This window comes from Thermococcus sp. 21S7 (assembly GCF_012027615.1).
In the GTDB taxonomy this organism is placed as follows: domain Archaea; phylum Methanobacteriota_B; class Thermococci; order Thermococcales; family Thermococcaceae; genus Thermococcus.
In genome coordinates, this window is record NZ_SNUT01000007.1 from 78,517 (window position 1) to 101,873 (window position 23,357).

30 protein-coding genes and 3 tRNA genes are annotated in these 23,357 nt (G+C 56.2%); 7 read left to right on the forward strand and 26 right to left on the reverse strand.

Annotated elements, in window-relative coordinates:
- The 7 genes from E3E51_RS11215 to E3E51_RS11245 form a co-directional block, all read right to left on the reverse strand.
- On the reverse strand, positions 1-249 hold the full coding sequence (locus E3E51_RS11215; protein WP_167913197.1) for a PDGLE domain-containing protein: 249 nt from the start codon (positions 247-249) through the stop codon (positions 1-3).
- Entirely contained in the window at positions 246-860 is a 615-nt protein-coding gene (locus E3E51_RS11220) for an energy-coupling factor ABC transporter permease (RefSeq protein WP_167913198.1), read from the reverse strand. The genes E3E51_RS11215 and E3E51_RS11220 overlap by 4 nt, the downstream gene beginning before the upstream one ends.
- A 303-nt stretch (positions 861-1,163) precedes the next feature.
- A complete protein-coding gene (locus E3E51_RS11225) occupies positions 1,164-1,964 on the reverse strand; it encodes a proteasome assembly chaperone family protein (protein ID WP_167913199.1) in 801 nt (266 codons plus the stop codon).
- 1 nt (position 1,965) lies between these two features.
- A complete protein-coding gene (locus E3E51_RS11230; protein WP_167913200.1) occupies positions 1,966-2,145 on the reverse strand; it encodes an RNA-protein complex protein Nop10 in 180 nt (59 codons plus the stop codon).
- Entirely contained in the window at positions 2,142-2,969 is an 828-nt protein-coding gene (locus tag E3E51_RS11235; RefSeq protein WP_167913201.1) for a translation initiation factor IF-2 subunit alpha, read from the reverse strand. The genes E3E51_RS11230 and E3E51_RS11235 overlap by 4 nt, the downstream gene beginning before the upstream one ends.
- A 102-nt stretch (positions 2,970-3,071) precedes the next feature.
- Complete coding sequence (locus E3E51_RS11240; RefSeq protein WP_012571194.1) at positions 3,072-3,269, reverse strand: 30S ribosomal protein S27e; 198 nt, start codon at positions 3,267-3,269, stop codon at positions 3,072-3,074.
- A gap of 3 nt (positions 3,270-3,272) precedes the next feature.
- The gene (locus E3E51_RS11245; RefSeq protein WP_014012391.1) at positions 3,273-3,557 is read right to left on the reverse strand and encodes a 50S ribosomal protein L44e; all 285 of its coding nucleotides are present in this window, start codon (positions 3,555-3,557) and stop codon (positions 3,273-3,275) included.
- Between the two features lie 182 nt (positions 3,558-3,739).
- Here E3E51_RS11245 and E3E51_RS11250 point away from each other — a divergent pair, with 182 nt between their 5' ends.
- Positions 3,740-4,315: a hypothetical protein gene (locus tag E3E51_RS11250; RefSeq protein ID WP_167913202.1), complete on the forward strand. Its 576-nt coding sequence runs from the start codon at positions 3,740-3,742 to the stop codon at positions 4,313-4,315.
- Here E3E51_RS11250 and E3E51_RS11255 read toward each other — a convergent pair.
- From E3E51_RS11255 to E3E51_RS11265, 3 genes are all read right to left on the reverse strand, one after another.
- Positions 4,297-4,476: an HTH domain-containing protein gene (locus tag E3E51_RS11255; RefSeq protein WP_167913203.1), complete on the reverse strand. Its 180-nt coding sequence runs from the start codon at positions 4,474-4,476 to the stop codon at positions 4,297-4,299. The two genes, E3E51_RS11250 and E3E51_RS11255, sit on opposite strands and share 19 nt — an antisense overlap.
- 61 nt (positions 4,477-4,537) lie before the next feature.
- A complete protein-coding gene (locus E3E51_RS11260; protein ID WP_167913204.1) occupies positions 4,538-5,119 on the reverse strand; it encodes a lysine exporter LysO family protein in 582 nt (193 codons plus the stop codon).
- Positions 5,116-5,361: a LysO family transporter gene (locus E3E51_RS11265; RefSeq protein WP_167913205.1), complete on the reverse strand. Its 246-nt coding sequence runs from the start codon at positions 5,359-5,361 to the stop codon at positions 5,116-5,118. The genes E3E51_RS11260 and E3E51_RS11265 overlap by 4 nt, the downstream gene beginning before the upstream one ends.
- 186 nt (positions 5,362-5,547) lie before the next feature.
- Here E3E51_RS11265 and E3E51_RS11270 point away from each other — a divergent pair, with 186 nt between their 5' ends.
- Positions 5,548-6,747 (forward strand): pyridoxal phosphate-dependent aminotransferase, encoded by a 1,200-nt coding sequence (locus tag E3E51_RS11270; RefSeq protein WP_167913276.1) that lies wholly within the window; start codon positions 5,548-5,550, stop codon positions 6,745-6,747.
- A gap of 51 nt (positions 6,748-6,798) precedes the next feature.
- Here the strand turns inward: E3E51_RS11270 and E3E51_RS11275 are convergent, their stop codons facing one another.
- Positions 6,799-7,002, reverse strand: a complete 204-nt coding sequence (locus E3E51_RS11275; protein WP_167913206.1) for a MoaD/ThiS family protein — start codon at positions 7,000-7,002, stop codon at positions 6,799-6,801.
- Between the two features lie 120 nt (positions 7,003-7,122).
- Here E3E51_RS11275 and E3E51_RS11280 point away from each other — a divergent pair.
- Positions 7,123-7,208 (forward strand) — tRNA-Ser (locus E3E51_RS11280).
- A 20-nt stretch (positions 7,209-7,228) separates the two neighbouring features.
- Positions 7,229-7,303: transfer RNA gene (locus E3E51_RS11285), tRNA-Cys, on the forward strand.
- Between the two features lie 228 nt (positions 7,304-7,531).
- Here the strand turns inward: E3E51_RS11285 and rpl12p are convergent.
- From rpl12p to E3E51_RS11330, 9 genes are all read right to left on the reverse strand, one after another.
- A complete protein-coding gene (rpl12p, locus tag E3E51_RS11290; protein ID WP_014012337.1) occupies positions 7,532-7,849 on the reverse strand; it encodes a 50S ribosomal protein P1 in 318 nt (105 codons plus the stop codon).
- Between the two features lie 79 nt (positions 7,850-7,928).
- Positions 7,929-8,948, reverse strand: coding sequence for a 50S ribosomal protein L10 (locus E3E51_RS11295; protein WP_167913277.1), 1,020 nt, complete (start codon positions 8,946-8,948; stop codon positions 7,929-7,931).
- A gap of 5 nt (positions 8,949-8,953) precedes the next feature.
- Positions 8,954-9,604 (reverse strand): 50S ribosomal protein L1, encoded by a 651-nt coding sequence (locus tag E3E51_RS11300; RefSeq protein WP_088180032.1) that lies wholly within the window; start codon positions 9,602-9,604, stop codon positions 8,954-8,956.
- A 79-nt stretch (positions 9,605-9,683) separates the two neighbouring features.
- Positions 9,684-10,175, reverse strand: a complete 492-nt coding sequence (locus E3E51_RS11305; RefSeq protein WP_167913207.1) for a 50S ribosomal protein L11 — start codon at positions 10,173-10,175, stop codon at positions 9,684-9,686.
- Positions 10,176-10,201: 26 nt separating this feature from the next.
- The gene (locus E3E51_RS11310) at positions 10,202-10,660 is read right to left on the reverse strand and encodes a transcription elongation factor Spt5 (RefSeq protein ID WP_167913208.1); all 459 of its coding nucleotides are present in this window, start codon (positions 10,658-10,660) and stop codon (positions 10,202-10,204) included.
- A gap of 20 nt (positions 10,661-10,680) precedes the next feature.
- Positions 10,681-10,866 (reverse strand): protein translocase SEC61 complex subunit gamma, encoded by a 186-nt coding sequence (locus E3E51_RS11315; RefSeq protein ID WP_167913209.1) that lies wholly within the window; start codon positions 10,864-10,866, stop codon positions 10,681-10,683.
- A gap of 38 nt (positions 10,867-10,904) precedes the next feature.
- Entirely contained in the window at positions 10,905-12,026 is a 1,122-nt protein-coding gene (gene ftsZ, locus E3E51_RS11320) for a cell division protein FtsZ (protein ID WP_167913210.1), read from the reverse strand.
- Positions 12,027-12,147: 121 nt separating this feature from the next.
- The gene (locus E3E51_RS11325) at positions 12,148-12,966 is read right to left on the reverse strand and encodes a D-aminoacyl-tRNA deacylase (RefSeq protein ID WP_167913211.1); all 819 of its coding nucleotides are present in this window, start codon (positions 12,964-12,966) and stop codon (positions 12,148-12,150) included.
- Positions 12,967-13,121: 155 nt separating this feature from the next.
- The gene (locus tag E3E51_RS11330; RefSeq protein WP_167913212.1) at positions 13,122-14,330 is read right to left on the reverse strand and encodes a hypothetical protein; all 1,209 of its coding nucleotides are present in this window, start codon (positions 14,328-14,330) and stop codon (positions 13,122-13,124) included.
- Positions 14,331-14,390: 60 nt separating this feature from the next.
- Between E3E51_RS11330 and E3E51_RS11335 the strand changes: the two genes are divergently transcribed.
- From E3E51_RS11335 to E3E51_RS11345, 3 genes are all read left to right on the forward strand, one after another.
- A complete protein-coding gene (locus E3E51_RS11335; RefSeq protein WP_167913278.1) occupies positions 14,391-14,987 on the forward strand; it encodes an RNA ligase partner protein in 597 nt (198 codons plus the stop codon).
- Between the two features lie 26 nt (positions 14,988-15,013).
- Positions 15,014-15,090 (forward strand) — tRNA-Thr (locus E3E51_RS11340).
- Positions 15,091-15,301: 211 nt separating this feature from the next.
- Positions 15,302-16,447: an amidohydrolase gene (locus E3E51_RS11345; RefSeq protein WP_167913213.1), complete on the forward strand. Its 1,146-nt coding sequence runs from the start codon at positions 15,302-15,304 to the stop codon at positions 16,445-16,447.
- Here the strand turns inward: E3E51_RS11345 and E3E51_RS11350 are convergent.
- Genes E3E51_RS11350 through aspS form a run of 6 tightly spaced genes read right to left on the reverse strand, consistent with a single transcriptional unit; the run spans position 16,440 to position 23,116 of the window.
- Complete coding sequence (locus tag E3E51_RS11350) at positions 16,440-17,273, reverse strand: GNAT family N-acetyltransferase (RefSeq protein WP_167913214.1); 834 nt, start codon at positions 17,271-17,273, stop codon at positions 16,440-16,442. The genes E3E51_RS11345 and E3E51_RS11350 overlap by 8 nt on opposite strands.
- Positions 17,248-17,985, reverse strand: a complete 738-nt coding sequence (locus E3E51_RS11355) for a phosphoglycolate phosphatase (RefSeq protein WP_167913215.1) — start codon at positions 17,983-17,985, stop codon at positions 17,248-17,250. Before E3E51_RS11355 ends, E3E51_RS11350 begins: the two co-directional genes overlap by 26 nt.
- Positions 17,986-18,035: 50 nt before the next feature.
- The gene (truD, locus tag E3E51_RS11360; RefSeq protein WP_167913216.1) at positions 18,036-19,286 is read right to left on the reverse strand and encodes a tRNA pseudouridine(13) synthase TruD; all 1,251 of its coding nucleotides are present in this window, start codon (positions 19,284-19,286) and stop codon (positions 18,036-18,038) included.
- Between the two features lie 3 nt (positions 19,287-19,289).
- The gene (gene pth2 / locus E3E51_RS11365) at positions 19,290-19,646 is read right to left on the reverse strand and encodes a peptidyl-tRNA hydrolase Pth2 (RefSeq protein ID WP_167714500.1); all 357 of its coding nucleotides are present in this window, start codon (positions 19,644-19,646) and stop codon (positions 19,290-19,292) included.
- A gap of 53 nt (positions 19,647-19,699) precedes the next feature.
- Complete coding sequence (locus tag E3E51_RS11370; protein WP_167913217.1) at positions 19,700-21,739, reverse strand: hypothetical protein; 2,040 nt, start codon at positions 21,737-21,739, stop codon at positions 19,700-19,702.
- Positions 21,740-21,799: 60 nt separating this feature from the next.
- Positions 21,800-23,116 (reverse strand): aspartate--tRNA(Asn) ligase, encoded by a 1,317-nt coding sequence (gene aspS, locus E3E51_RS11375; RefSeq protein WP_167913279.1) that lies wholly within the window; start codon positions 23,114-23,116, stop codon positions 21,800-21,802.
- Between the last annotated feature and the right edge of the window lie 241 nt (positions 23,117-23,357).

Below are 23,357 nucleotides of genomic sequence, written 5' to 3' on the forward strand. Positions count from 1 at the left end.
TCAGGCACCCTTGGCGAGTTTTGCTAGACCGTAGCCAACCCCGAAGGTCAGGAGGATTCCGAGCAGTCCCATGACCACGCTCTGACCCCAGGTTTCACCGTAATCGAGGGGAGCGTGGTAGACCGGGTTCTCCTCAAGGCCGACCTTTTCCATCGTTGCTTCCAGCCCATCGGGGTTGCTCGATGCGAGGGGCAGCACTATGGTCAGCACGAGGGCTATAATTATCAGGCCTTTAAAAATCGTCCTCATGCGGGCACCCCCTCAATTGATGGAAGCCTTGCCCTTACGGCGTAGACTATCAGGACGGTGAGTATCGCCTCGCCGATTCCGATTATCGAGTGGTAGCCGACCATCAGGGTGAGGACCTTGAGGAACGGAAGGCTGTGGCTGAGGCCTATCTCGACCGATGCGAGGGCAGCTCCTAGAACGACGGAGAGCCAGGCGGCAAACCCCATTGCAACGGTCTCGTTGATGCGCTTGAGCTTCGTGTAAACGGCGTAGCCTATGAATGCCCCTATAAGCCCCATGTTGAGGATGTTTGCGCCGATTGCAGTTATCCCTCCGTCGCCAAAGAGGAGAGTCTGTATGAGCAGAACCGCGGTCATTACTATTACCGCCGCGTAGGGTCCGAGCATTATCGCGACCAGCGTTGCCCCCAGCAGGTGTCCGCTTACTCCTCCTATTATCGGGAAGTTGACCATCTGCGCCGCGAAGATTCCGGCCGCGAAGAGGCCTAGGAGGGGTATCTTCTCCTCCGGGAAGTCCCTCAGCTTCCGTACCGCGTAGGCTATTCCTGCTATCGTTATCGCGTAGGTAATCACTATTACCGGCGTGCTCAGCAGTCCATCAGGGATATGCAACCCAAACACCTCCGGTGGTTTTGTTGTGCCATCGATTGGATAAAGAGTAACACAGGATAAAAGCGTTTTTTAAACCGCGTATTACCAACCAAAGGTTGAAAAGGTGATTGTGCGGCTTCGTTACATTTTCTCTCGAAAGCCCTGCCCTTTAGGGCGGCGCTGCGAGCGCTGTAAAACAACCCGATGAGATGAGGGGTTTCACGTTGCCCTCTGGCATTGGAGGGGGTGACGCTGGTAAGCGTCTTTCAAGGACGCCCGTTGAGGCAGTCTAAAACCTGGTCAGAGAAAAGAAACGAACGGGGCTCAGAGGTAGCCCCTGTCTTCCTCCTCCGGGGCAGGGGGCATCCCCTGCTCCAGCATGGCCCTCTGCATCTCCTGGACCTTCCTTAGTATCTCCTCCGTCTCCTTGGCGCGCTCTTCAAGGGCGGTCATGTCGAGCTCAAGACCGAGGATTCTGGTCACCGCTAAAAGGACGGACTTTGCGGCCTTGGCATCGACGATGTAGCCAAGGCTCTCGCCGAGCAGGCTCACCCCGTACATCGAGCGGAGCTTGCCCATGCCCAGCAGGAGACCTGCGGCACCGACTATGGCTCCGCCCTCGTCCTCGCGCCAGATAACCTCGACCTCACAGCCCTCCAGCCTTTTCTGGTAGTGCTCAACAAGCTCCTCGTGGGTCACGGCAGCGAGAACCCTCGGCTCCCCCTGGAGTTCCGGCACCTGGTAGCCGCCCATCGTGATTATCTCGCGAACGCCGAATTCGTTGACGAAGTCCAGCATCTTCCCGACGACCTCGAAGTGGCCGGGGCTGTCTGTGGGCGGAACCTGCTGGTCGCCGGTGATGATTATGATGTCCCTGCCGTTCTCGTCGGGGTTCTTCCAGTAGTAGAACTCGTTCTTCATCAGCTCGACGACGGAGTTCTTCTTGATGAGAACCTGATGCATGAAGTGCGGTGAGTAAAGGTCTGCGAACTTGACCGCGTTGAGCTCCTGGATGAGGTGCTCGGCGGCAAGCTTTCCAACAAGGCCTATGCCAGGCAGTCCCTCGATAAAGACCGGATCCCTGAGTTCCGGTCTCTCGTAGACATGAATAACTGACTCCTTCATCTCAATCCCTCCCGGCGATGCCCAGCTGCTCGCGCTTCAGCCTTCTCCTGTACTCGCCGTACGGGTCTTCCGGCGAGAAGCGCGGCGGATGGGCTACCTTTGTTTTAGCTCCGCAGATTGGACACCTCTCCTTCATCGTGTAGCGCCCGCACTCGGGACACTTCCTTATGCGGAACCTCATGCCCCTCTCCTCTTTATCTTCTTGATCCTCTTCTCCTTCCTGATGAGCGTCGCTTCGCCGCCCGCGTCCTTTATGACGCGCAGTATCTCCTCGGCTATGTCCTCAAGAACCTCTTCGGCCTTGTAGTAGTCTGGGGCGGTGATGTCTATCCTGTACCTCGGCGCCCCCTGGTAGGAGAACTTGACGTCTATTTCCTTCTCCTCGTTGGCCCTGTCGCGGGCCCTTATTAGGGCTTCCCTTATTATCTCGACCCCGTTCGGGCTGGGCACGGTTATCTCAAACTCGGCGTCGATAGTAACGGTTGGAATCTCGACGTAGGCCTCGATTATCGGCCTCAGTGCCTCGGTCCACTCATCGCCGATGAGCCCCCTGAGAACGTCCATCCCGTTCTGGGCCGCGTCCTCGAAGGCGGCGTAGACCTCTCCGTACTCCTCTTCGAGCGGAACCCAGACCTCCCTCCAGGCCGTCTCGAAGTCCTTTCCTATCTTCTCGGCCGCCATCTTCAGCAGGTTCTCGGCCTTCTGGGCGCGCTTGTACTCCTGGAGCTTGGCCTTCCTCTGCTGCTGATTCACCCTCTTGAGGCTCAGGTCAATGTGCCCCTTGCTCGGGTCGACGCGGATTACTTTGGCCACTATCTTCTGGCCCTCCTTCACGTAGTCCCTGATGTTCTTGACCCAGGTGGAGGCGACCTCGCTTATGTGCATGAATCCTTCCTTGCCTGGATACTCGTCAAGCTTGAGGAACGCACCGTAAGGGTGAATGCTCTTGACGGTAGCAACCACAAACTCTCCCTCTTCGGGGTACTCCTTGGCTTTCCTCGGCATTTTAACCACCTCAAAATTTTCTCTGCCGGGGTAAGTTACGAAAAGAGGTATTTAAAGTTTAGCAGAAGCCTCCGGGCACGGAGGCAAAGGAAATGGAAAGGTTCACTCAAGAACCTCAAGTATCTTGGCCTTGATGACGCCCTTTCCGCCGGTCGGCTCGACGAGGGTCGCGCCGCAGACGAGGCAGCGGACGGTGGTCGCCGGGTTGCTGAAGACGATCTGCTCGTTGCCGCAGTCAATGCACTTGACGCGGAGGAACCTGCTCCTCGGCATCGGGATGAGGTTCTTCGGGAGCGCCATGCTTCACACCTCCACCAGCTCGAACTTCTTAACGCGGAAGCCCTGTCCCCTGGTGTGGGCTTTGCCGCAGACGGTGCACCTAAAGCGGAGGTCGAGCTTCTTGACCGGCTTCTCCCTTCCGGCCGGGTTCGGCCTCGGGAAACCGCGGTAACCCTTCATTATCCTGCGGAAGCGCCTCTGACCCTGGCTGAGCTCGCTCCTCGGTCTCTTCTTGACCTTCTCGACCTTGTGGATGGTGTGCTTCTTACAGTAGGGGCAGTAAGTCCTTATCTGCTTCGGATACTTCATTCTCTCACCTCCACGCAGAGGCCCGGTGGGTTCCTACTCGCCCCAGCCTCGGACACCCCCGAGCCGTGAGGCATGATAGTGCCTGCAGGCATCGGTAAGCGTGAGGCTTTAAAAAAGTTTTGCGGTTGAACCAAAAATTTTAAATAACAAAATGTTATTAAATTGTTCGGGGGGTGGGGGCCATGGAGGGAATGATAACCACGGTCGAGAAGCTGAAAAGGCTGGAAGAAACGGCTGAGAAGGAATACAGGAAGCTCCTTAAGAAGCTCAAGGACCCGGAGTACGCCGACCTGAGGGCCCTCATCCTTAGGATGGCCATAGACGCGGCTTTTCACAGACATCTGATGGAGGCCCTTGAGAAGGCATACCATGACTCCGTGAGGCTGGTCGAGGAGTACGGAACCGATGAAGGTGCCGAAGAGGTGGCCCTCATCCCTGGTCTGCCAACGATGGTGATGCCCCTGGGCTTTGGCGCGATTGGTGCCAGAGTCCCGCCTGAGGAGATAATCGAGGAGTACCTCAAAGACTTCCCGACGGAGGTCGTCCTGCCGGAGGACGGTGATGGGAGGATTGGAGAGTTGCTTAGGGACTACATTGAGCTTGAGGAGGACATGCTGAAACTGTACGACAGGCTCTCAAGAAGGGCGTTCCATCCGGTGGTTAGGGAGCTCCTCAGGGAGATAAAGAGGAACGAGGAACAGCATGAGGCCATCCTCAAAAAGCTCAGCGAGAAGTATTATCACTCCGCCGGAGCATAGTAGCAGCGCTTCGGCGAGATGATTTTGCCCTCCTTTTTGAGCACTTTTATGGCCTTGTCCACTTCCTTCTTGTCAATACCGGCGAGTTCTGCTATCTCCTTGCTCTTGAGGGGTTTTCCAGCCTCTTTCAGAACCTTGAACACAACCTCAACCTCCGTCATCTTCCTCACCCCTTAGGTTTGTTCACAGAACTTAGAATGTTTGAACTTAAAAGATTATTGGTTAGAATTGAAGGATAAATGGGACAATGAAGGGCACCAGTGCGGTGAGGACGAAGCCGTGGACGAAGGCTATGAGCGCGACCTCGCTGCCCCCGAACTTCGTCATTATGGGCAGGGTTGTGTCCATCGTGGTTGCACCGCCCATGGAAACCGCCAGCTCCTTTCGCATCCTCCGGATGGCAACTGGGTACAGGAGAACGGTGAATATCTCCCTGGTGAGGTTAGCCAGGAAGCCAAGGGTGCCGTAGACGGCGGAGTACTGGGCGATCAGCGGTCCCGCGAGGCTGTACCAGCCGCAGCCAGCGGCGACGGCAAGCCCCCACCTGAGTTCTATTCCCAGGAGCAGGGAGGCGGCGAGGCCACCGAGAAGCGACCCCAGGAGGGTGCCGAGGGGCAGTTTTATGGCGAGCCTTCCGAGCTTTCTAATCTCCCCTAGGCGAAAGCTCTGGCCGAGGTCTATCCCGATTACCAGTATCAGCAGGTAGAGCATGACCTCGTAGAGGTTGCCGAATTCCGGGGCGTAGAAGTGCCCGGTGAGTATGCCTGCAATCAGCGCGACCAGAACGTAGGCCAGAAACCTCATCCCCTTCCCCCCACGAGGAGAGCGATTCCAACGCTTCCCGCTATGGTGAGGGCCGCGAAGACAATGGATGAACTAAGGAGCCACAGGGCGTCTATCTTCACCTTCCCCGCCTCGACGCCCATGAAGAATATCAGGAGCAGGAGTGCAATGCTCATGGGGGTGTCAACGTTTACCCTGTGCTCTTTCCTGCGGAGAACGTAGCCTATGAGAACACCCGCGATTAGTGGAATAAAGATGTTCATGTAAAAACCTTCCTCTGAAGGTTAATAAACGTATCGAGGGGCTCGGAGGGTGTTCACGTCATCATCCGTAAACTTTCAGTTTGCTTGCTAATCGTCATCGCCCCGAAAAACTACTCGACCGGCTTTTTAAACCTCCCGGGCAAAGGTTTTTACGATGAATCTCACCTCATTCAAATGGTGATGTACATGATTCGCGCATCCAGACGTGCCATGGGTATTGAGTACGCCATCAGGGACGTTGTTCTTCCAGCAAGGGAGCTTGAGAAGAAGGGGATAAAGGTCATCCGCCTGAACATAGGCGACCCCGGAAAGTACGACTTCCAGCCGCCGGAGCACATGAGGGAGGCCTACTGTCGTGCCATAAAGGAAGGCCACAACTACTACGGTCCGAGCGAAGGCCTCCCAGAACTCAGGGAGGCTATAGTTGAGAGGGAGAAGAGGAAGAACGGCGTGGAGGTAACGCCGGAGGACGTTCGCGTCACCGCCGCCGTTACCGAGGCGCTTCAGTTCGTCTTTGGCGGCCTCCTCGACCCGGGCGACAACATCCTCGTTCCAAGCCCCAGCTATCCGCCCTACGTCGGCCTCGTCAAATTCTACGGCGCCGAGCCGAGGGAGTACATGACGGTCGAGGAGGACGGCTGGCAGCCGGACATCGATGACATAAGGCGGAACATAGATGAGAAAACGAAGGCCATAGCACTCATAAACCCGAACAATCCAACGGGAGCGCTCTACGAGAAGAAGACCGTGAAGGCGGTTCTCGACCTTGCCGGCGAGTACGACCTGCCCGTAATCAGCGACGAGATATACGACCTCATGACCTACGAGGGGAAGCACGTTTCTCCGGGTTCACTCACCAAGGATGTTCCGGTTATAGTCATGAACGGCCTCTCGAAGGTTTACTTCGCCACCGGCTGGCGCCTCGGCTACCTCTACTACGTTGACCCGGAGGGCAAGCTCGAAGAGGTCAGGGAGGCAATAGACAAGCTCGCGCGCATAAGGGTCTGTCCGAACACACCCGCCCAGCTTGCGGCGATAGCGGGCATGACGGGTCCGATGGACTACCTCGAAGAATACATGAGAAAGCTCCGTGAGAGGAGGGACTACGTCTACAAGCGCCTCCAGGAGATACCTGGCGTGAGCACCCAGAAACCGCAGGGTGCCTTCTACGTCTTCCCGCGCATTGAGGAGCGTTCGAAGTGGAAGAGCGACAAGGAGTTCGTCCTCGACGCACTCAACGAAGCCCACGTACTCTTCGTCCACGGCTCCGGCTTCGGAAAGGCCGGGGACTGGCACTTCAGGATAGTCTTCCTGCCGCCGGTTGAGATACTGGAGGAGGCCATGAACAACTTCGAGGCCTTCATGAGGAAGAGGCTTTCCGAGTGAGCCCTTCTTTTTAACCTTCTTGAGCCGCTAAAAATTTGGATTTTGGACGTTTCACCCTCCCGACACCACGGGGATTACCTCGACCTCGACCCCGTCATCGATCCTCTCGTCCTCCAAGGCCACCCTGCCGTTAATCCTCGCTATTGCACTCTCTGTGTTGAAGCCGACTTTGTGGAGTACGTCCGTGACCGTCATGCCCTTTTCCCACTCAATCTCCCTCTCGACGCCCCTGCCGAGAACCTTTACCCTGATCATCATTCACCACCGGCTCGGTGTTGCCCCTCCTCCTTTATAAATCGAGCGGCACTTCGCCCGGCCCTCCCCTCCAAAAAACTTAAAAACCCTCCCCGGCTCATATAACCTGGGCACGGGAGTGCCGCGGTAGCCTAGCCTGGTAGGGCGCCGGCCTGCTAAGCCGGTGGCCGTTGGCCACAGGGGTTCAAATCCCCTCCGCGGCGCCAAAATCTTTCTGGGGTTCAATGCCGGGATAGCCTAGAGGTGAGGCGGTGGACTGCAGATCCGCTTTACGGGGGTTCGAATCCCCCTCCCGGCTCCACAACAAATCTCTTATGCGGAGGATAAACGGCTCAGTGCTGTATTCTCACGGTCTCATGATTCTATCTGCGAGCGCTTTCTGAACGTCCCGAGCCTTGAACCTGATCACATGAGAACTTGCACTGGAAGTTCTTTTTTTGGGGTTCTGTGTTTGAAAAGTAGCGGGGGAATGATTCCAAAGAAAAGTTGTTGGGTGTCCGCCCGGGGGCGGACAAAAGGGAAGAGAGGTTCAGCCGAAGAGGGCACCGAGACCGGCGAGGGCCTCCTCCTCGCTGGCCTCCTCTTCCTCTTCCTCCTCTTCCTCAGCGGCGGCCTCAGCCGGGGCCTCGGCAGCCGGAGCAGCGGCAACGGCAACCGGGGCGGCAACCGGCATGGCGGCCTTCTCGATGACCTCGTCGATGTTGACGCCCTCAAGGGCGGCAACGAGGGCCTTTATCCTGGCCTCGTCCGGGCTGACACCAGCGGCCTCAAGGATGGCCTTGAGGTTCTCCTCGGTTATCTCCTTACCAGCGGCGTGGAGCAGCAGAGCGGCATACACGTACTCCATTTTTCGCACCTCCAATCATCTTCATTTTTTTCATTCATTTCACACGGATTTGTTCAGGGATACGAGGGAAATGGAAAGTTCAGCCGAAGAGCGCGCCCAGTCCTGCGAGCGCGTCCTCCTCGGAGGCTTCCTCTTCTTCCTCCTCTTCCTCCTCAGCCTCTTCAACCTTCTCCTCCTGAGGCTGAGCGGCAACGGCTATTTGTGCCTGTTGGTTTAAAAGCTCTTTGGTCTTCTCGTCGAGCAGGTCCTCAGGCAGCTCCTGGGCTATGAGCAGGACTGCACGCAGAGCCCTGCCAAAGATGTCCTCGACTGTCTCTGGGGTGACGTAGCCAGCCTCCACAGCGACGTTCTTCGCGCCGAGGAAGGCCTTCTGGATGATAGCCTCGATGGTCTGGCTCGTCGGGTAGGCGGTGTTGACCGACAGGTTGAACGCGTGCATGTAGGCCTGCTGGAGCAGGTTAATGTACTCGCTCTCGTCGATCGCTAGAACGTCCGGGGTGTAGACGATTCCGTCCTCGTAGGCCGCGAGCAGGTTGAGACCGACCTCAAGCGGCTCGATTCCGAGCGCGTTGAGGATTCTCGCGAGCTGGTCGGTGATGACCTCACCGGCCTTGAGGACGGTGTAGTCCTTCTGGATGCTGACCTTACCCTTCTCGATTCTCGCGGGTATGCCAAGAGTCTGCATCTCACCGACGAGCGGGCCCGGTGAGATTGAGGTCGGACCGGCTGGAATCACGACGTCCTTGGGAACCGCGACGCCTGGCTTCGCTGGAGCCGGGGTCTTGCTCTCCTCAAGGAGCTTGTAGAGCTTGAATGGGTTCATCTCGGTGGCGAGGATTCCGGCTCCGCCCTGGATGTGGTCGATGAGCTTCTCAAGGTCAGGATTGTTGAGCTCCTGTGCGGCCCTCTTTATGGCGAGCTCTATGAGGGTGTTCCTGCTGACCCTGAGGAGCGCCTTGCCCCTGAGCTTCTCACGCATCTTGCTGAGCGGGTAAGCCGGGACGTTGGCGACGTCAACGAGAGCTATCACTGGGTGGCTCTTGATGATGTTGGCGAGCTCTTCAACTTCCTTCTTCTTCCACTCGGCAACGTGGGCCATCTTCCTCACCTCTCCACCTTAACTGCCGGTCCCATGGTGGTCTTGACGTACACTGACTTAACTTGGTTCTCGCCGCGCTCCAGCTTGTTGATGATGGCGTTGAGAACGGCTTCTGCGTTCTCCGCCAGCTTCTCGTCGTCCATGTCCTCGGTTCCGATCCTGGCGTGAACGACCGGGTTGTTCTTGAGCTGCAGCCTGACGGTCCTCTTGAGCCTGGCAACTATCGGTTCGAGGTTGGTCATGGTCGGCGGAACTACCTGCGGCATCTTGTTCCTCGGACCGAGGTACCTACCGAGGTACCTACCGATCTTCGGCATCAGCGGGGCCGCCGCTATGAAGAAGTCGTAGTTCTTCGCGAGCTTCCTGGCTTCCCTTGGACTCTTGGCAAGTTCCTCAAGCTGCTCTCCACTAATCACATCAAGCCCGAGCTTTTTAGCCGCCTCGGCAACGGCACCATCAGCGATGACCGCGATTTTGGGCTCCTTCCCACGACCGTGGGGCAGCACAACCTCAAGCTTAAACCTGTTCTCCGGCTTGCGGAGGTCGATATCCTTGAGGTTGACTGCCATCTCGACGGTCTGTGTGAAGTTGCGCGGCTTAGCCCGGGCCTTCGCCTCCTTCACCGCTTCCACGATTTTCTGCCTGTCAAAGGCCATTTACAGCCCTCCTTTCGTTTTTGATTTAAGCAACGAAAAGTCAAAAATGCGTAAAAAGAGGGATTTTTAAACTTTTCCCTCACTCCTCGGCGTTGGCGAAAATCTCGTCGTAAACGCCTTCGTCAATCTCCTTCTGGACTTCCCGGGGGTCCTTGCCCTCGACAGTGACGCCCATGCTGAGGGCGGTGCCGATGACCTCCTTCGCCGCGGCCTTAATGTCGGCCGCGAGCATCTGCTCCTGCTTGGCCTTCGCTATCCTGATGACCTGCTCCATGGTCAGGTTCCCGACCGGGCTGTGGCCGGGCTCGCTGGAGCCCTTCGGAGCGCCAAGCTCCTTCTTAATGAGCTGGCTGACCGGCGGGACACCGACCTCGATCTCGAAGGTCTTCTTCTTCGGGTCGGTGACGATGATCTTGACGGGAACCTGCATTCCCTCAAAGTCCTTGGTGGCCTTGTTTATCTCGTCAACGACCTGCTTGACGTTGAGTCCGAGCGGACCGATGGCGGGACCGAGCGGGGGTCCGGGTGAAGCCTTTCCTCCCTCAACGAGCACCTCAACAACCTGTGCCATTTTTCTCACCTCTGTCTGTTGACCGTTCACTCCTTCTGGCGTTTGCTTATAAGTCTAACGTATTCGCCCCTCACCGTGACCGGAATCGGGACGATTGAGCCTATGAGTTCGACGACTATCTCGTCCTTGGCTTCGTCGACCCTGACGACCTTAGCCTTCTCCCCCTTGAACGGTCCTGCAATGAGCTCGACTATGTCGCCGGGTTCGAAGCCGCTGACGGCCGGTTTCTCCTCAAGGAAGTGCTCTATCTCCTCAAACCTGACCTCGCCCGGAAGGGTGCCCTTCGCGTGGCGTATGCCCTTTATGGCCTCGTCGACGGCGCTCTTGTTGGGCGCCTCGACGAATATGTAACCCTTCACCTTGGACGGGGCGAGTATAGCGTAGACGGGCAGGTTATACGTTTTAATCTTGCTGTATATCAGCTTGGCCGTGGTCTCTTCCTGGCCTACGGTGACGCGTACTGTAAATATCCTGCTGTCGCTCATCTCTATCACCCGTTGCTGGCTCAAGAGCCAGTGATAAGGTAGCCGAACAGACGAATAACAAGGCCGATGAGGCCGATTAGGATCATTCCGATGCCGGTAATCTTTGCCGCCATCTTAAATTCCTTCATTCCCGGCTTTTTTGTGACCATCAAAACCCTCCGCGACTCCGCGAAGAAGCTTTTAAGCTTTTCCGTGGTTGTTGCCACTCCCGTCACCTCGCTAAATTTTGAAAATGAAAGGGTCATCAAAGCTCCTCAAGGTCGAGCTTAATAACTTTTCTCTCCGATTCCTCTGGATAGTAGACGGTCTCCTCCTCGGCAACGGCGTAGGGTGAGCTGACTCCTGTGACAACTATTAGGATTCTTATCATCTTCCCCAAGTCTTCATCGAGCTGGATGCCCCAGATGACCTGCGCCTCGGGGTCGAGCTTGCTCGTGACGAGCTCAATAATCTGCTGGGCCTCCTCAAGCTTGACGTCGCTTCCGCTGATGCTTATGAGGGCACCCTTGGCGCCGCTTATGTCGACGTCGAGGAGCGGGCTGTTGAGGGCCTGCTGGGCGGCTTCCAGGGCACGCTTCTCGCTGTCGCTCTCGCCGATACCGATCATGGCGACGCCGCCGTCCTTCATAACTGCCCTGACGTCGTTGAAGTCGAGGTTGACGAGGCCCGGCTTGGTGATGAGTTCGGTTATGCCCTTGACGGCCTGGACGAGTATCTCGTCGGCGACCTTGAAGGCCATGTGGATCGGCAGGTTCGGGGCAACCTCCATGAGCTTGTCGTTCGGGATGACTATGACGGTGTCGCTGTTCTTTCTGAGCTTTTCAAGGCCGTACTCGGCGTTCTTTATCCTCCTTATGCCCTCAACGGTGAACGGTAGGGTGACGACGGAGACCGTGAGGGCTCCCATCTTCTTGGCTATCTCTGCAACGACCGGAGCGGCACCGGTGCCGGTACCGCCGCCGAGACCGCAGGTGATAAATACCATATCTGCTCCTTCGAGGGCCTCCCTGATGTCCCTCTCGTTTTCCTTGGCGGCTTCCTCACCCATCTTGGGATTGTTTCCAGCTCCAAGACCCCTGGTTAGCTCCTTACCGATGAGTATCTTCTTATGAGCGCGAACCTTGAGAAGGTCCTGAGCGTCGGTGTTGACCGCGATGACCTTCGCGCCTTGAATACCAACCTGCATCATCCTGTTAATGGTGTTACAGCCGGCACCGCCGACACCAACGACATAAATTTTGGCTTGTATCTGCTCAAGAATCCTCTTAAGCTCCTCATCAATGTCCGTCTGAGGAATTTGGGCCTCAGAGGCCTTGTTAAGGTCCGCAGAGGTTCTTTCAATAGCGTCTTCAATCAGCTTCAGCATCCTTTCACCCTCCGGGCAATTTAACATCTGTTTCACTTTGTAGACAGGTAGTATATAAATTTAGCTAAGGGCGAGTGCTGATTTTAAAATCCCGCTCAACATCTTTAAAGATTTCGATTGTTCAGTCACGTATGAACTCCAAGCCCAGTTCCTCGGCCAGTGCCCTAGCCATCTGCCTTGTTTCGCCCTTGCTGCCCTTCCAATCAACGTATATGGCGTCAACGTTCCCGGAGGTTCTCTCTATCGCCTTCAGCAGGAGTTCCCTCTTGAGCGGGTGGGTGTACTTGGGGGCTATGTGGCCGAACGCCAGGTCGGTTTCGAGGGCCCTCTTCGTCTGCTTTGGCGCGTAGTGCCCGCCGCCTATTCCTATGGCAACCGGGAACTTGGTCCTCTCGTAGTTCTCAAGCACGTGGATTATCGTTTCGGCTATTATCTCGCCGGCCCTGTCGACCACCCATTCCTCCTCGCTTGAGCCTATCTCTATGAAGAAGCTTGGAACGTCGAGCTCGCTCGGGCCGTGGTGCGTTGCCTCGTAGCAGACCGTCCAGCCGAGGTCGTTGAGTTCGTTCATCTTCAGGAGGGCCAGCTTCATGGCGGCAGGCTGCGCGACCGCGAGGCTCTCATCCTTCCCGCCGTATATCCCCTCGCCCCAGTTCCCCGTCACGTGAACCGTGAGGGCGGGCAGTTTCTGCCTGCTCGAATGCCTGGAGGCGAAGGCTATGATTTCCGGTACAATGCCCAGCTGCTCCTCAATGGCCCCGTCGAGACCGTCGTAATATATCATCTCGTCGTTCGTTGTCAGTATTAGGGTATCCCCCTTCCCGTACACCGGATTTCCATCGAAAACCTTTCCCGTCTCCGCAAATCCGAAGTTCTCGATGAGCTTGTTCATGATGTTCATCGACGCAAGATCGATTTTGGTCGTCATAACCACCTTCATTTTGCAACCCCAGATGGGGTATGCGTCCCGATTAAAAGGCTTTGCCCGGGTTTGTCTGGCCTCCTCCGTCCAAAATGATGAAGCTTGTGAAAATAGAAAGGTCGGTCTCTGTATGCCACGATGTTGTGCCTCTTCCGGAGGCCCCTAAAACGGTGTCAGTAGAGCATGACCTCGAAGCCAAGCTCGCTCAGCAGGTCCGCCAGCTCCTCGCTGTCGACGTAAACGAGCAGGTGGTGGTTGCCGAGGGTTCCGTCTATGAAGTCCCCCGCGTCCTCAACGCGGAGCTTCACCTGCGTCCTGCACCTGAAGTCACTGTGCTCCTGGCCGACGACTTCAACGCCGGCAACAACCGCCTTTCTCCCGCGTATCTTCATGAGGCTTGCCCTTCCCTTCGGCAGCTGGACGTCGACGCCGACGCCCATACCGCTCTCAAAGTGCGACCTGACGATGTACTTTCCGATGAGTGGTGCGGTGCAGTGGGCTAGGATTATGTGGCTCTCCCCGTAGTCAGCGATGTTGCCCATGAATGCCGGCTTGTCGAAGAAGCGCCTCGCTATCATCATGCCGAGGAGCGCGTTCAGCTCACCCTCGCAGGCGGCAGGGATTCCCTCCGCGTTGAACATCGCCAGGGCCAGGCAGGGCGTCGCCTTAAGCTTGCCTATCAGGTCGAAGCAGCCGATGGTAAAGCCGTCGAGCCTGTAATCCTCCAGTATTCTCTTTATGGCGAGGTATATCCTCCCGGCCTTTACCAAGTCCTCCCTGCCGGGCTCCTTTATCTCGATGGCCTTTCCGACAATTTCCTCCACTACTTTCCAGCCTTCCGCCTCGGTGGTGGCCTCGTAGTACTCGTAGAACTTCTTGAGGCTGATGCTGGTGTAGGGGAGTTCAAACTTCTCGTTGATGAGCCAGGGCGAGACCCTGCCGATTATGCCGATGCGCATCTTGAGGAACTTATCCAGGACGTCCTTCATGTCGTCATAGCCCAGAAGCGCCGCCTTCAGCTCGTTGAAGTCCTTCACCAGGGTGGACGGCACGAGTCTGTCCCTGAAGTACTCCCTGAGCTCGATTCCGGCTGCGAGGGAGTTGTTGAACGGGTCGCCGTAGATGACTATCGGCCGCCTGTAAACGAAAAACTCCTTCAGCGGGCCTTCGGTGCCGCCGGTCAGAGGATAGAGAACTATGGCATCAACCTCGTTGAAGTTGACCTCCTCCTTGGCCTCCCTGAAATCCCTCTTCGTCGAGATGAAGAAGCCCCCGACGACATCGAACTCCTTTGCGAGGCCCGTTATGAACTCCGAGGCCTTTTTCTCGAACGCCTTCGGGTTCGCAAGCTCGCTGACTCCAAAAACGACTCCAACCTTCATGCTTTCACCTAATCGTTTTAAACTTCCGCGCTTAAATAAGCTTGTGGTGGTAGCGTGGCAATGCGGTTCGTCCTCGACACGAGCATCTTCGTCAACCCCGAGATACGGAACAGGTTCGGCGACTCTCCAACCGAGGCAATGAGGACTTTTCTGGGCTATGCGGAAAGGCTCTTCGGGAAGGTGGAGTTCTACATGCCCCCCGGCATCTACCGGGAGGTTATGCACTTCGTTGATGAGGAGGAGCTCCTTCCCGAGGTCGAGTTGTACATAATCAAAAAGCCCCCCAACGTTCACGACATCAAGATTCCCGCCTTCGTCATGTATGAGCTGATAGACGATGTCAGAAGGAGGATAGACAAAGGACTCCGCGTCGCCGAGAAAGCCGTCCGCGAGAGCGTCATTGAGACTGACAACGTGGACAAGGTAATCCAGAAGCTGCGGAGAAACTATCGAAAGGCACTCCGCGAGGGCATCGTTGACAGCAAGGAGGACTTTGAGCTTATCTTGCTGGCAAAGGAACTCGACGCAACTATAGTTTCCGCCGATGTGGGCATACTCACGTGGGCGCAGAAGATGGGCATCAAATGGATCGACGCGGCCAACTTCAGGGACGTCCTGGAGGGCCTCGTTGAGAAACTGGGAGAGAAAAATTTATAAATGCTGGTCTGCATGGTATCATCGACGCCCCGGTGGCTCAGCCTGGTGGAGCGGCCGCTTGGTAAGCGGCAGGCCGCGGGTTCAAACCCCGCCCGGGGCTCCACAACAAACTTTTCTGGCGAAAGCTTGACCAGAAGTTCGTGATTCCTGTTGGGTAGCTTTATGTGGGTTTTTCGTGGTTAGTGAGGACTCATCAAACTGCCCGCATTTCTCCAGGACGTTCAGGGAACGCCGGGATAAGAGTGGTGGGTTCATTAAGATAAGCATCGAAAAGTTAATATGGGAGTTTCACGATTTTCATTCCAGGTGAGACCATGAACCCACTCGACGAAGCCCTGAGGATTAAGAACGAGATAATAGCCTGGAGAAGGGACTTCCACATGCACCCGGAGCTCAAGTACGAGGAGGAGAGGACTTCGGGGATTGTGGAGGAGCACCTCCGCGAATGGGGGTACAGAATAAAGCGCGTCGGAACCGGGATAATAGCAGACATCGGAGAAGGGGAGAAGACGATAGCCCTCAGAGCGGACATGGACGCCCTGCCCGTTCAGGAGGAGAACGACGTCCCCTACAAGTCCCGCGTTCCCGGAAAAATGCACGCCTGCGGACACGACGCACACACGGCCATGCTCCTCGGAACTGCAAAGATAATCTCGGAGCACATCGATGAGTTCAACGGCAGGGTGAGGCTAATCTTTCAGCCGGCGGAGGAAGGCGGCAACGGAGCGGTGAAGATGATCGAAGGTGGCGCCATTGAGGGCGTGGATGCGGTGTTCGGCCTCCACGTCTGGCACGACCTCCCGAGCGGAATCATCGGCATAAAGGAAGGGCCGTTCATGGCCGGTGCGGGCATATTCAAGGCACGGATAATCGGGAAGGGAGGCCACGGGGCATCGCCGCACCAGACCGTTGACCCCATCCCGATAGCGGCGGAGGCAATACTCGCACTCCAGACCATAGCCAGCAGAAACATCTCCCCGATTGAGACTGGAGTTGTAAGCGTCACTGCCGTACAGGCGGGAACGGCCTTCAACGTGATTCCAGAGGAAGTCAAGATGAAGGGGACGATACGGTTCTTCAAGCACGAGATAGGCGAGCTGATTCAGAGGCGCATGAGGGGGATACTCGAAGGCGTAACGAAGGCGCACGGGGCTTCCTACGAGCTGTCAATAGAGGAGCTCGTCCCGCCGACCGTTAACGATAAGGGTATGGCGGCTTTTGCCAGAAATGTGGCCGAAAAGTACGGCCTGAGGCATGACGATGTTGAGCCGACCATGGGCGCCGAGGACTTCGCATTCTACCTCCAGAAGGTTCCCGGAGCGTTCCTGACGCTCGGAATATACAACGAGGAAAAGGGGATAACCTACCCGCACCACCATCCCAGGTTCGACGTTGACGAGGAGGTTCTCCATCTCGGAACGGCGATGGAAGTTGCCCTGGCCATGGAGTTCCTCAGGTGAGTTCCTTAGCGAGTATCTTAATTTCTCCCACCTTTTCAGCGCCGAAACTCTCAACGCTGCCCGGCAGGAGTGTGAGAACCCGCTCGAACCCGAGGACCTTCGTCCTGCCAAGAACCGCCTTCAAATCCTCAATCCTGCCCCAGAGCAGGAGCGCAACGCCCTCTCTCCCCGGAAGGTTTTTCAGCGCGTAGTAAGAGCCGCCGCCCCTTCCTGATTCTACGGTATAGTGAATCCCGGCGATGTTGTCCTTAAAGGCCGAGAAGAACATGCTATAGGAGCTTTGGAAGCGGCCAGCGACCAGTTCGAGGTTCTTAACGTCCTTCCAGCCAAATTCCAAGAGCTCCACGGTTCCCCTCCCCTTCGCGGGCACCCACAGGGTCGTTCCCTTGAAGAGTTCAACGTTAAAGCCGAGCTTTCTGTAAAATCCTTCCGCATCTTTATCCGGCTGGACGGTCAGCATCTCGACCTTCCGCTCCTTAGCGACCTCCTCAACGAACTCCATCAGAAGTCTTCCGATTCCCATGCCCCGGTAGTCGGGGTGAACTTCAATAACGTCCACGTGCCCTATCCGCCGTACATTTCCACCAATGGGCTCTTCGGAGAACAGAACCTCAACCTCTCCAACGACGGTGCCGTTTAGCTCGGCGAGGGCAACAAGCTGGTTATCCAGCAGGAGGTTGTTGATATGAATCGCGAGCGTCTCGGCACTCATCCAGGGCCCGCCCATAGAGTAGCGCCGGTAGAGGTCTCCCGCAGGTTCCTCTCCTGCGGTGTGGAGCTTCACTATCCCTCCAACGTCGTCAAGGGTCGCCAAACGGATCCTCATCGTCCTCACCCAGGTAGCCGAACTCTTTAAGGATGTGGACTATGCCCTCAGCTCCCCCATCACCGTAGGTTCTTTTCGTCACGTAGTCGGCTTCCCTTTTCAGGCTCTCCGGAGCCTGGCCAACGGCAACGCGGTAGCCAACGACTCGGAAGGCATCCAGGTCGTTCTCCCCATCGCCGACGTGGGCAACTTCACCGGGACTTATCCCGAGTATCTCACAGGCCTTTTCAATCCCCGTACCCTTGTTGATCCAGGGCTTCTTGATGTGTATCGCGAAGCCGGAATCCACGGCAATGAGGTTCAGCCCAAGCTCCGTTATAATCTCCCGAACAGCCTCGACTGGGATGGTTCTCATAACAACCAGCCCTGCCTTTCTCTCCGGCATCGAGAAGCTCATGACGGCCTCAGGGTAGCGCCTCTTTATCTCGCTCCAGAGAATCCACTCTTCGTCCATCTTCGTCAGGTAAACTCTCTTCCTCAGCCGTCCGTCCTTTATGGACAGCGCGCCCCCGTCCTCCGCGACAACCGGCCCGCTGGTGCCTATCATTATGGCCATAGCTTCCGCGAACGGCACCGAGTTGCCGGTGACGAGCATGACCGGAAGGCCCAGACTCTCGGCGAGCCGTATTGCCCTCAAAGCGTTCTCACTGAGCCGCCTGTCGGGATAGGTTATAGTGCCGTCTATGTCAAGCGATATTGCCCTCACCCTCACTCACACCACCGGAAGAAGTTGAGAAAACCCGATAAAAGGGTTGCTGGACATCAGTGGTCCTTCATTATCTCCCTGAGCACGCTGGTTGCGTAAACCCCCTTCGGCAGGAAGAAGCGGAAGCACATCCCAGTTCCAGGGACGTAACCGTAGGTGAGGCCCAGGGGCCGTATCAGAAGCTCCCTCCTGCCGCCCGGTTCGGCCATCGGTTTCGGGAGCTTTCTGAAGGTCTCAAGCGTTATACCCTCATCCCCGAGAATCTCCCCCTCAATCCTTCCCGGAAGCCCCAGGGCTTTTCTCATCGCAAAGCCGAAGAGCGGGCCGCTGAGGGCGGCCTCGCCGCGCCGTATCTTTTCGTTCACAAAATCGATGTTCGTCTCGGTGACGCGGTACGTTCTGTCGCGGTAGGGAATTCCCCCCTTGACCTGAACGACGATATCGCCGACGAGGGCCTCGTTCAGAGGAATGCCCATCTCAATCCTCCTGGAGATGTAGAGGTTGAAGAGGTAGCTCTGATAGGCGTGGATGAAGATGCGCATTATTGGGAGGGGCAGCGAGAGGAAGGCCCTTCTCCAGTTCCCCGTCTCCTTGTAGCGGTAGAGGAGCGTTCTCTCATAGCGCAGGAAGTTCGGGAACTCCTCTAATGCCCTGTCAACGTCGCCCGTCTCCCAGAAGTGTTTCCTGGCTTCGTCGCCCTCCATACCACCCTCGTACGCTCCGAGGAACAGCCTCGCGGCACCCTCGAAGTCTCCCTGGAGGAGGAGCTTTCCGATGAGATGGTTAGTGACGCGCCGCTCTCCAAAGCGCTGGTAGCCGAAGTAGTTCGGGAAACCCCCCACACCGCGGAGCTCCCGGATTATCTCCCGACTCCGCTCGAAGGCCTTTTCATCAACGTCTCTCACGATTATCCTGAAGCGGTTTCCAATGAGGTGGCCGAGCTTGATAAACCTGCCGTAGGAAACGAAGCGGAGCTCAACGTCTCTGATTTGAACGTTTTCAACCCTCTCCTTCGCGTCTTGGGGCACGCTTATGTACTGATAAGTCACCGCGTGCCTGTCCTTCGTTCCGGCAAAGCCGATGTCCCTGTAGTTAATCCCGGCACGCTTTGCTATCTCCTTCACCGCGCTCATCGTGTCCCAGTTCCTCTTTTTAAGGAGGAAGATCGCGTGCTTCCTGCCCTCGAAAATCGAGGGAAGTGGGTCCTCGATAACCACGAAATCCTCCGGCTGAACCTTTATCCTGCCCCTGATGCCGGGTTCTTTGCTTAGATACCTGAACTGGGAAAAAAACTCGCGGTAATCCATCTCTCACACCAGCTTCAGATGACCGGTAACCTTGTCGACAAGTTCCTCCGGGGCAGGACCGACCGCAAGGACGGTTATCGTACCTGGGGGTATCTCCGTCAGACCGGCGTCCCTGATGAGCGCCGTTGGGATTCCCAGCTTCTCTGCGTGGGCCTTCAGTTCGAAGAGCTCCCTCTCGTTTTCAGCCTTAACGACGACCTTCTTCTGCCCCTCATGGAACCATGCTTTGAACCATTCGGGTTTCTCCTTCTGGGCCTTCAGCGCAGCGGTAACCGCTCCGTGGGCAACCTGGACGGCGAACTTACCCTTGCTGAGCTTCAAATCCTTCCTCGCAACTATGACCTGCTTGTACCTGAACATGTCCCATCCCGAAGGGAATGAGAAAAGAAGCTTATAAATTTAAGGAGGGAAAGTTAGAGTTCTCCTATCTCCGTGCTTTCCTTGTCCTCTTCTTCGACTTTTTTCGGCAGTCCTCCTGGGCGCCTGCTCTTCTTTCTCTCAAGTCTCTTTCTGAGCTTCTCGGACTCATCCCAGTACTTGTAGGCGACTCCACCAAGCACGATGGCCGCTAGGATGAAGATTATCGCAAGCGGCTTCCAGGGGTTGCCGGCCGGGCTGTAGATTTCGGCCACTCCCTTGAGTTCCTTGGCGAGGGGGGTAGGGTCGCTCATCTTGGCAAGGGTCTGGTTGACGTAACTCGGTAGCTCCTCCGGGCTCGGCCAGACCTTGACCTCCTCAACGACCACCTTGGGCGGGATGCTGTTGATGGTAACGAGGTTGCCGAGCTTAAGCCGGTGCTCGTTTCCGAGGGGGTCGAGGTAGACGAGCGTCGCCCTCACGTTGGTGAGGTTCTCCTTCAGTACCTTCAAGTCCACCTGGACTGTCTTGGTCTCGCCCGCCTTAATGGTTCCTATCTTAATGGAGGACTGTCCGTCGAGGCTGGCCGGCAGGTCGAGGAGGAGCGTGGCGTTCGTTACGAACTCGTAGTCCGGATTGCCCTTGGCGGCTGAAAGCGTGAACCTAGCCTTGAGGGTATCGCCGACCTTCGCGTTCACGTAGCTGCTCCAGGTACCGTTGTAAGCCTGGGCGGTGACGTCTATGGCCGGCACGTTGTAGACTTTGATGCCACTGAGGCTCTGGGAGTATATCGTTCTCTTCTTTCCGGTTTCGAGGCTCTGGTCGTCGTAGAAGGTAACGATGGCCTTGCCAATCTCAAACTCACCGACCTTGGTGGGCTTGAGGACGTAGATGAGCGCCGGCATGCTGGTGAATGCCGGGAAGGTCTTGAGGGTCCAAGTTTTGGTCATACTCACGAGCTCGAAGTCATTGGGTATCGGTGCCGCGACGCTCACGTCGTAGGCGTCCCCCTTTCCGTTGTTCTTAACAGAGATAACTATAATGAGGTCATCGTTCAGCATGACTTTCTTGGGAACGGTGTCTATTGACGCCACCACATTGGCTTCCCTTAGTATCGGGGTGACCTGTGCATCCTCTGGTCCGTAGAGCGTCACCAGCGCCCTCTCGTATTTGGACTCAACCCTGTTGAGGAACAGCTTGAAAGGTGTTCCCGAGAGTTCGGAGCTCTCACCGACCTCAACCAAGTACGTTCCAACCAGGGACGTGCCCTTGTAAAGCTTAAACGTGGCCTTGACTGAGGAAACTGAAACCAAGCTGAGGTAGTACTTTGTTTTGTTCACCTTAATCGGAAGCTTCTCGTTCTTGTAGAGCACGTCCTTGTAGAGGAGGGTGGTTTTAACCTCCCCCGGCTGGGTTTCTTCTCCCTCCTTTCTGATTATCTTAAAGTCAATTGAAGCCACTCTGGGCGCGTAGACCTCGACCTCCACGGGGCCGCCTTTTGTGGTTTTCAGGAGTTTGATGTAGATGTAATCCTCATAGGAGTATATGCCGCCGAGCTTGTAGTCGACCCCCCTTGCGTTCCCCTCGTATACAGTAACCCTCGTCGACGAACCTGAGGGGTATGTGACGGAAAACACCGCTCTGTCATCATAGGCGTCGATTAGTTTTATTGAAACGCGTGGATACCCCGCGGGCAACCATATCCTGTCTCCTTCATCCATGCGGTTTTCATCGGCGACTTTTATGAGGGGGGATTCAAGCTCCAGCAACACGCTTTTCGTATCGGACTTCATCCAGAGCAGGTTGATCTTCAGGTACTCTTTGTTCTTGGAGGGGTAATACGCGGACTGTCCCGTGGACAGTATGAACGTCTGGGAACCGGATTTGGTGCTGACGGTTATCTTCGCGCTGCTCCAATATTTGTCAACGTCAACGAACTGAATCTCAAAGGGCCCGAGTACGACCTTTTCACCTATTTTAAGGGCGATATTCGATATCGATGCATATTCGGTGCTTCCACCGCTGACGAGAGAGAACGCAGGAAGCACCGGGAGTAAGAGCAAACCCGCAAAGATTAAAGCGACTGCCTTTTTCATGCCTCCAACCTCCAAAGGATAGTTAACTAATCACCAAAAGGAAAAGGTGATATAAAGATGTTACGGTGTCAGCCTCTTTCTGTCCCTTGGGAACAGGATGACTTCCCTGATGTTGTTGAGGTCAAGCATCTGTTTCACCAGGCGCTCGGCGCCGAGGCCGAAGCCGCCGTGCGGGGGCATTCCGTAGCGGAAGGCCTTGAGGTAGAACTCGAAGCTCTCCGGGTTAAGTCCCTTTTCCTTAATCTGCTCGATAAGAACGTCAATCCTGTGCTCTCTTTGGCCGCCTGAGGTTATCTCTATTCCTCTGTACTCAAGGTCGAAGGAGCGGCTTATCTCTGGCCTGTTCTTGTATTTCATTATGTAGAACGGCTTTGCCTCGCTGGGGTACTGGTAGATGAAGTACAGCGGTGCCTCCTCGTTCTCAGCCATGTACTTTCCGAGGAGCCTCTCGCCTTCGGTGTCTATATCCTCGCCCCAGGGGATTTCCCTGCCCAGATCCGCGAGTATCTCCAGGGCCCTGTCGTATGTGACGCGCGGGAAGGGCAGTTTTGGCTCCTCAAGCTCGAAGCCGAGGATCTGGAGCTCCTTGGCGTTGTGCTCGCGGACGTATTCAATGGAGTGGGCAACGAGCCTCTCTAGGAGGTTCATTACCTCCTCTTCGCTCTCGATAAAGGCCATCTCCGCGTCAATGCTCCACGCCTCGTTGAGATGTCTCGTTGTGTTGTGCTCCTCCGCCCTGAAAATCGGCGCTATCTCGTAAACCCTGTCTAAGCCTGAGGCCATCATTATCTGCTTGTAGAGCTGCGGGCTCTGGGCGAGGAAGGCGTCCTTCTCGAAGTATTTCATGGGGAAGAGCTCGGTTCCGCCCTCGGTGGCGGTGGCGATTATCTTGGGTGTGTGCACCTCGATGAAGCCCTCGCTGTGGAAGAAATCGCGAACGGCCTTGAATACGCTTGAGCGTATCTTGAATATGGCCATTACCTCGGGCCTTCTAACGTCCATGAACCTGTTGTCGAGCCTCGTGTCGAGTTCGGCCTTGACCTTGCCGGTTGGGTCGAGTGGGAGCGGGCTTTCCGCCCTGCTGAGAACCTCAAGCTTTTTGGGGAGAATCTCGAAGCCGAGCTTTGCCTTCGGGGTGAAGTTAACCACGCCCTCGACGGCAACGACGTCCTCGGCGTTCAGCTTGGGTATGAGCTTGAACAGCTCCGGGTCGACCTTTTTCTTGGGAGCGGTGACCTGAACTATGCCCTCGCGGTCCCTTATCCAGAGGAACTTTATTCCACCGAGGTCCTTAATCTCCCAGACCCAGCCGGCAACCTTAACGTGCTGGCCGTTCAACTCTTCGGTAATCTGGCTTGAGTAGTGCGTCCTGTACATGGTCATCCCCAGAAGGAGTAGGGACGAGCTTTTAAAGGTATTCGGCCCGGGGAGTACGACGTCTAGGAGTATTTTAACGACAATTGTCCCAAACACTACCTCGAACGACTCCTAAGTTACCCTCCGGCGTTGGAGGGTTGGCGCTGTTAAGCGTCCTTCCAAAGACTGTTCATTGTGGCAGTCAAAAACTCAAAACGTGGCCTTTAAGCAATAACCCCAATCCGCTCTGCGGTGGGGGTAA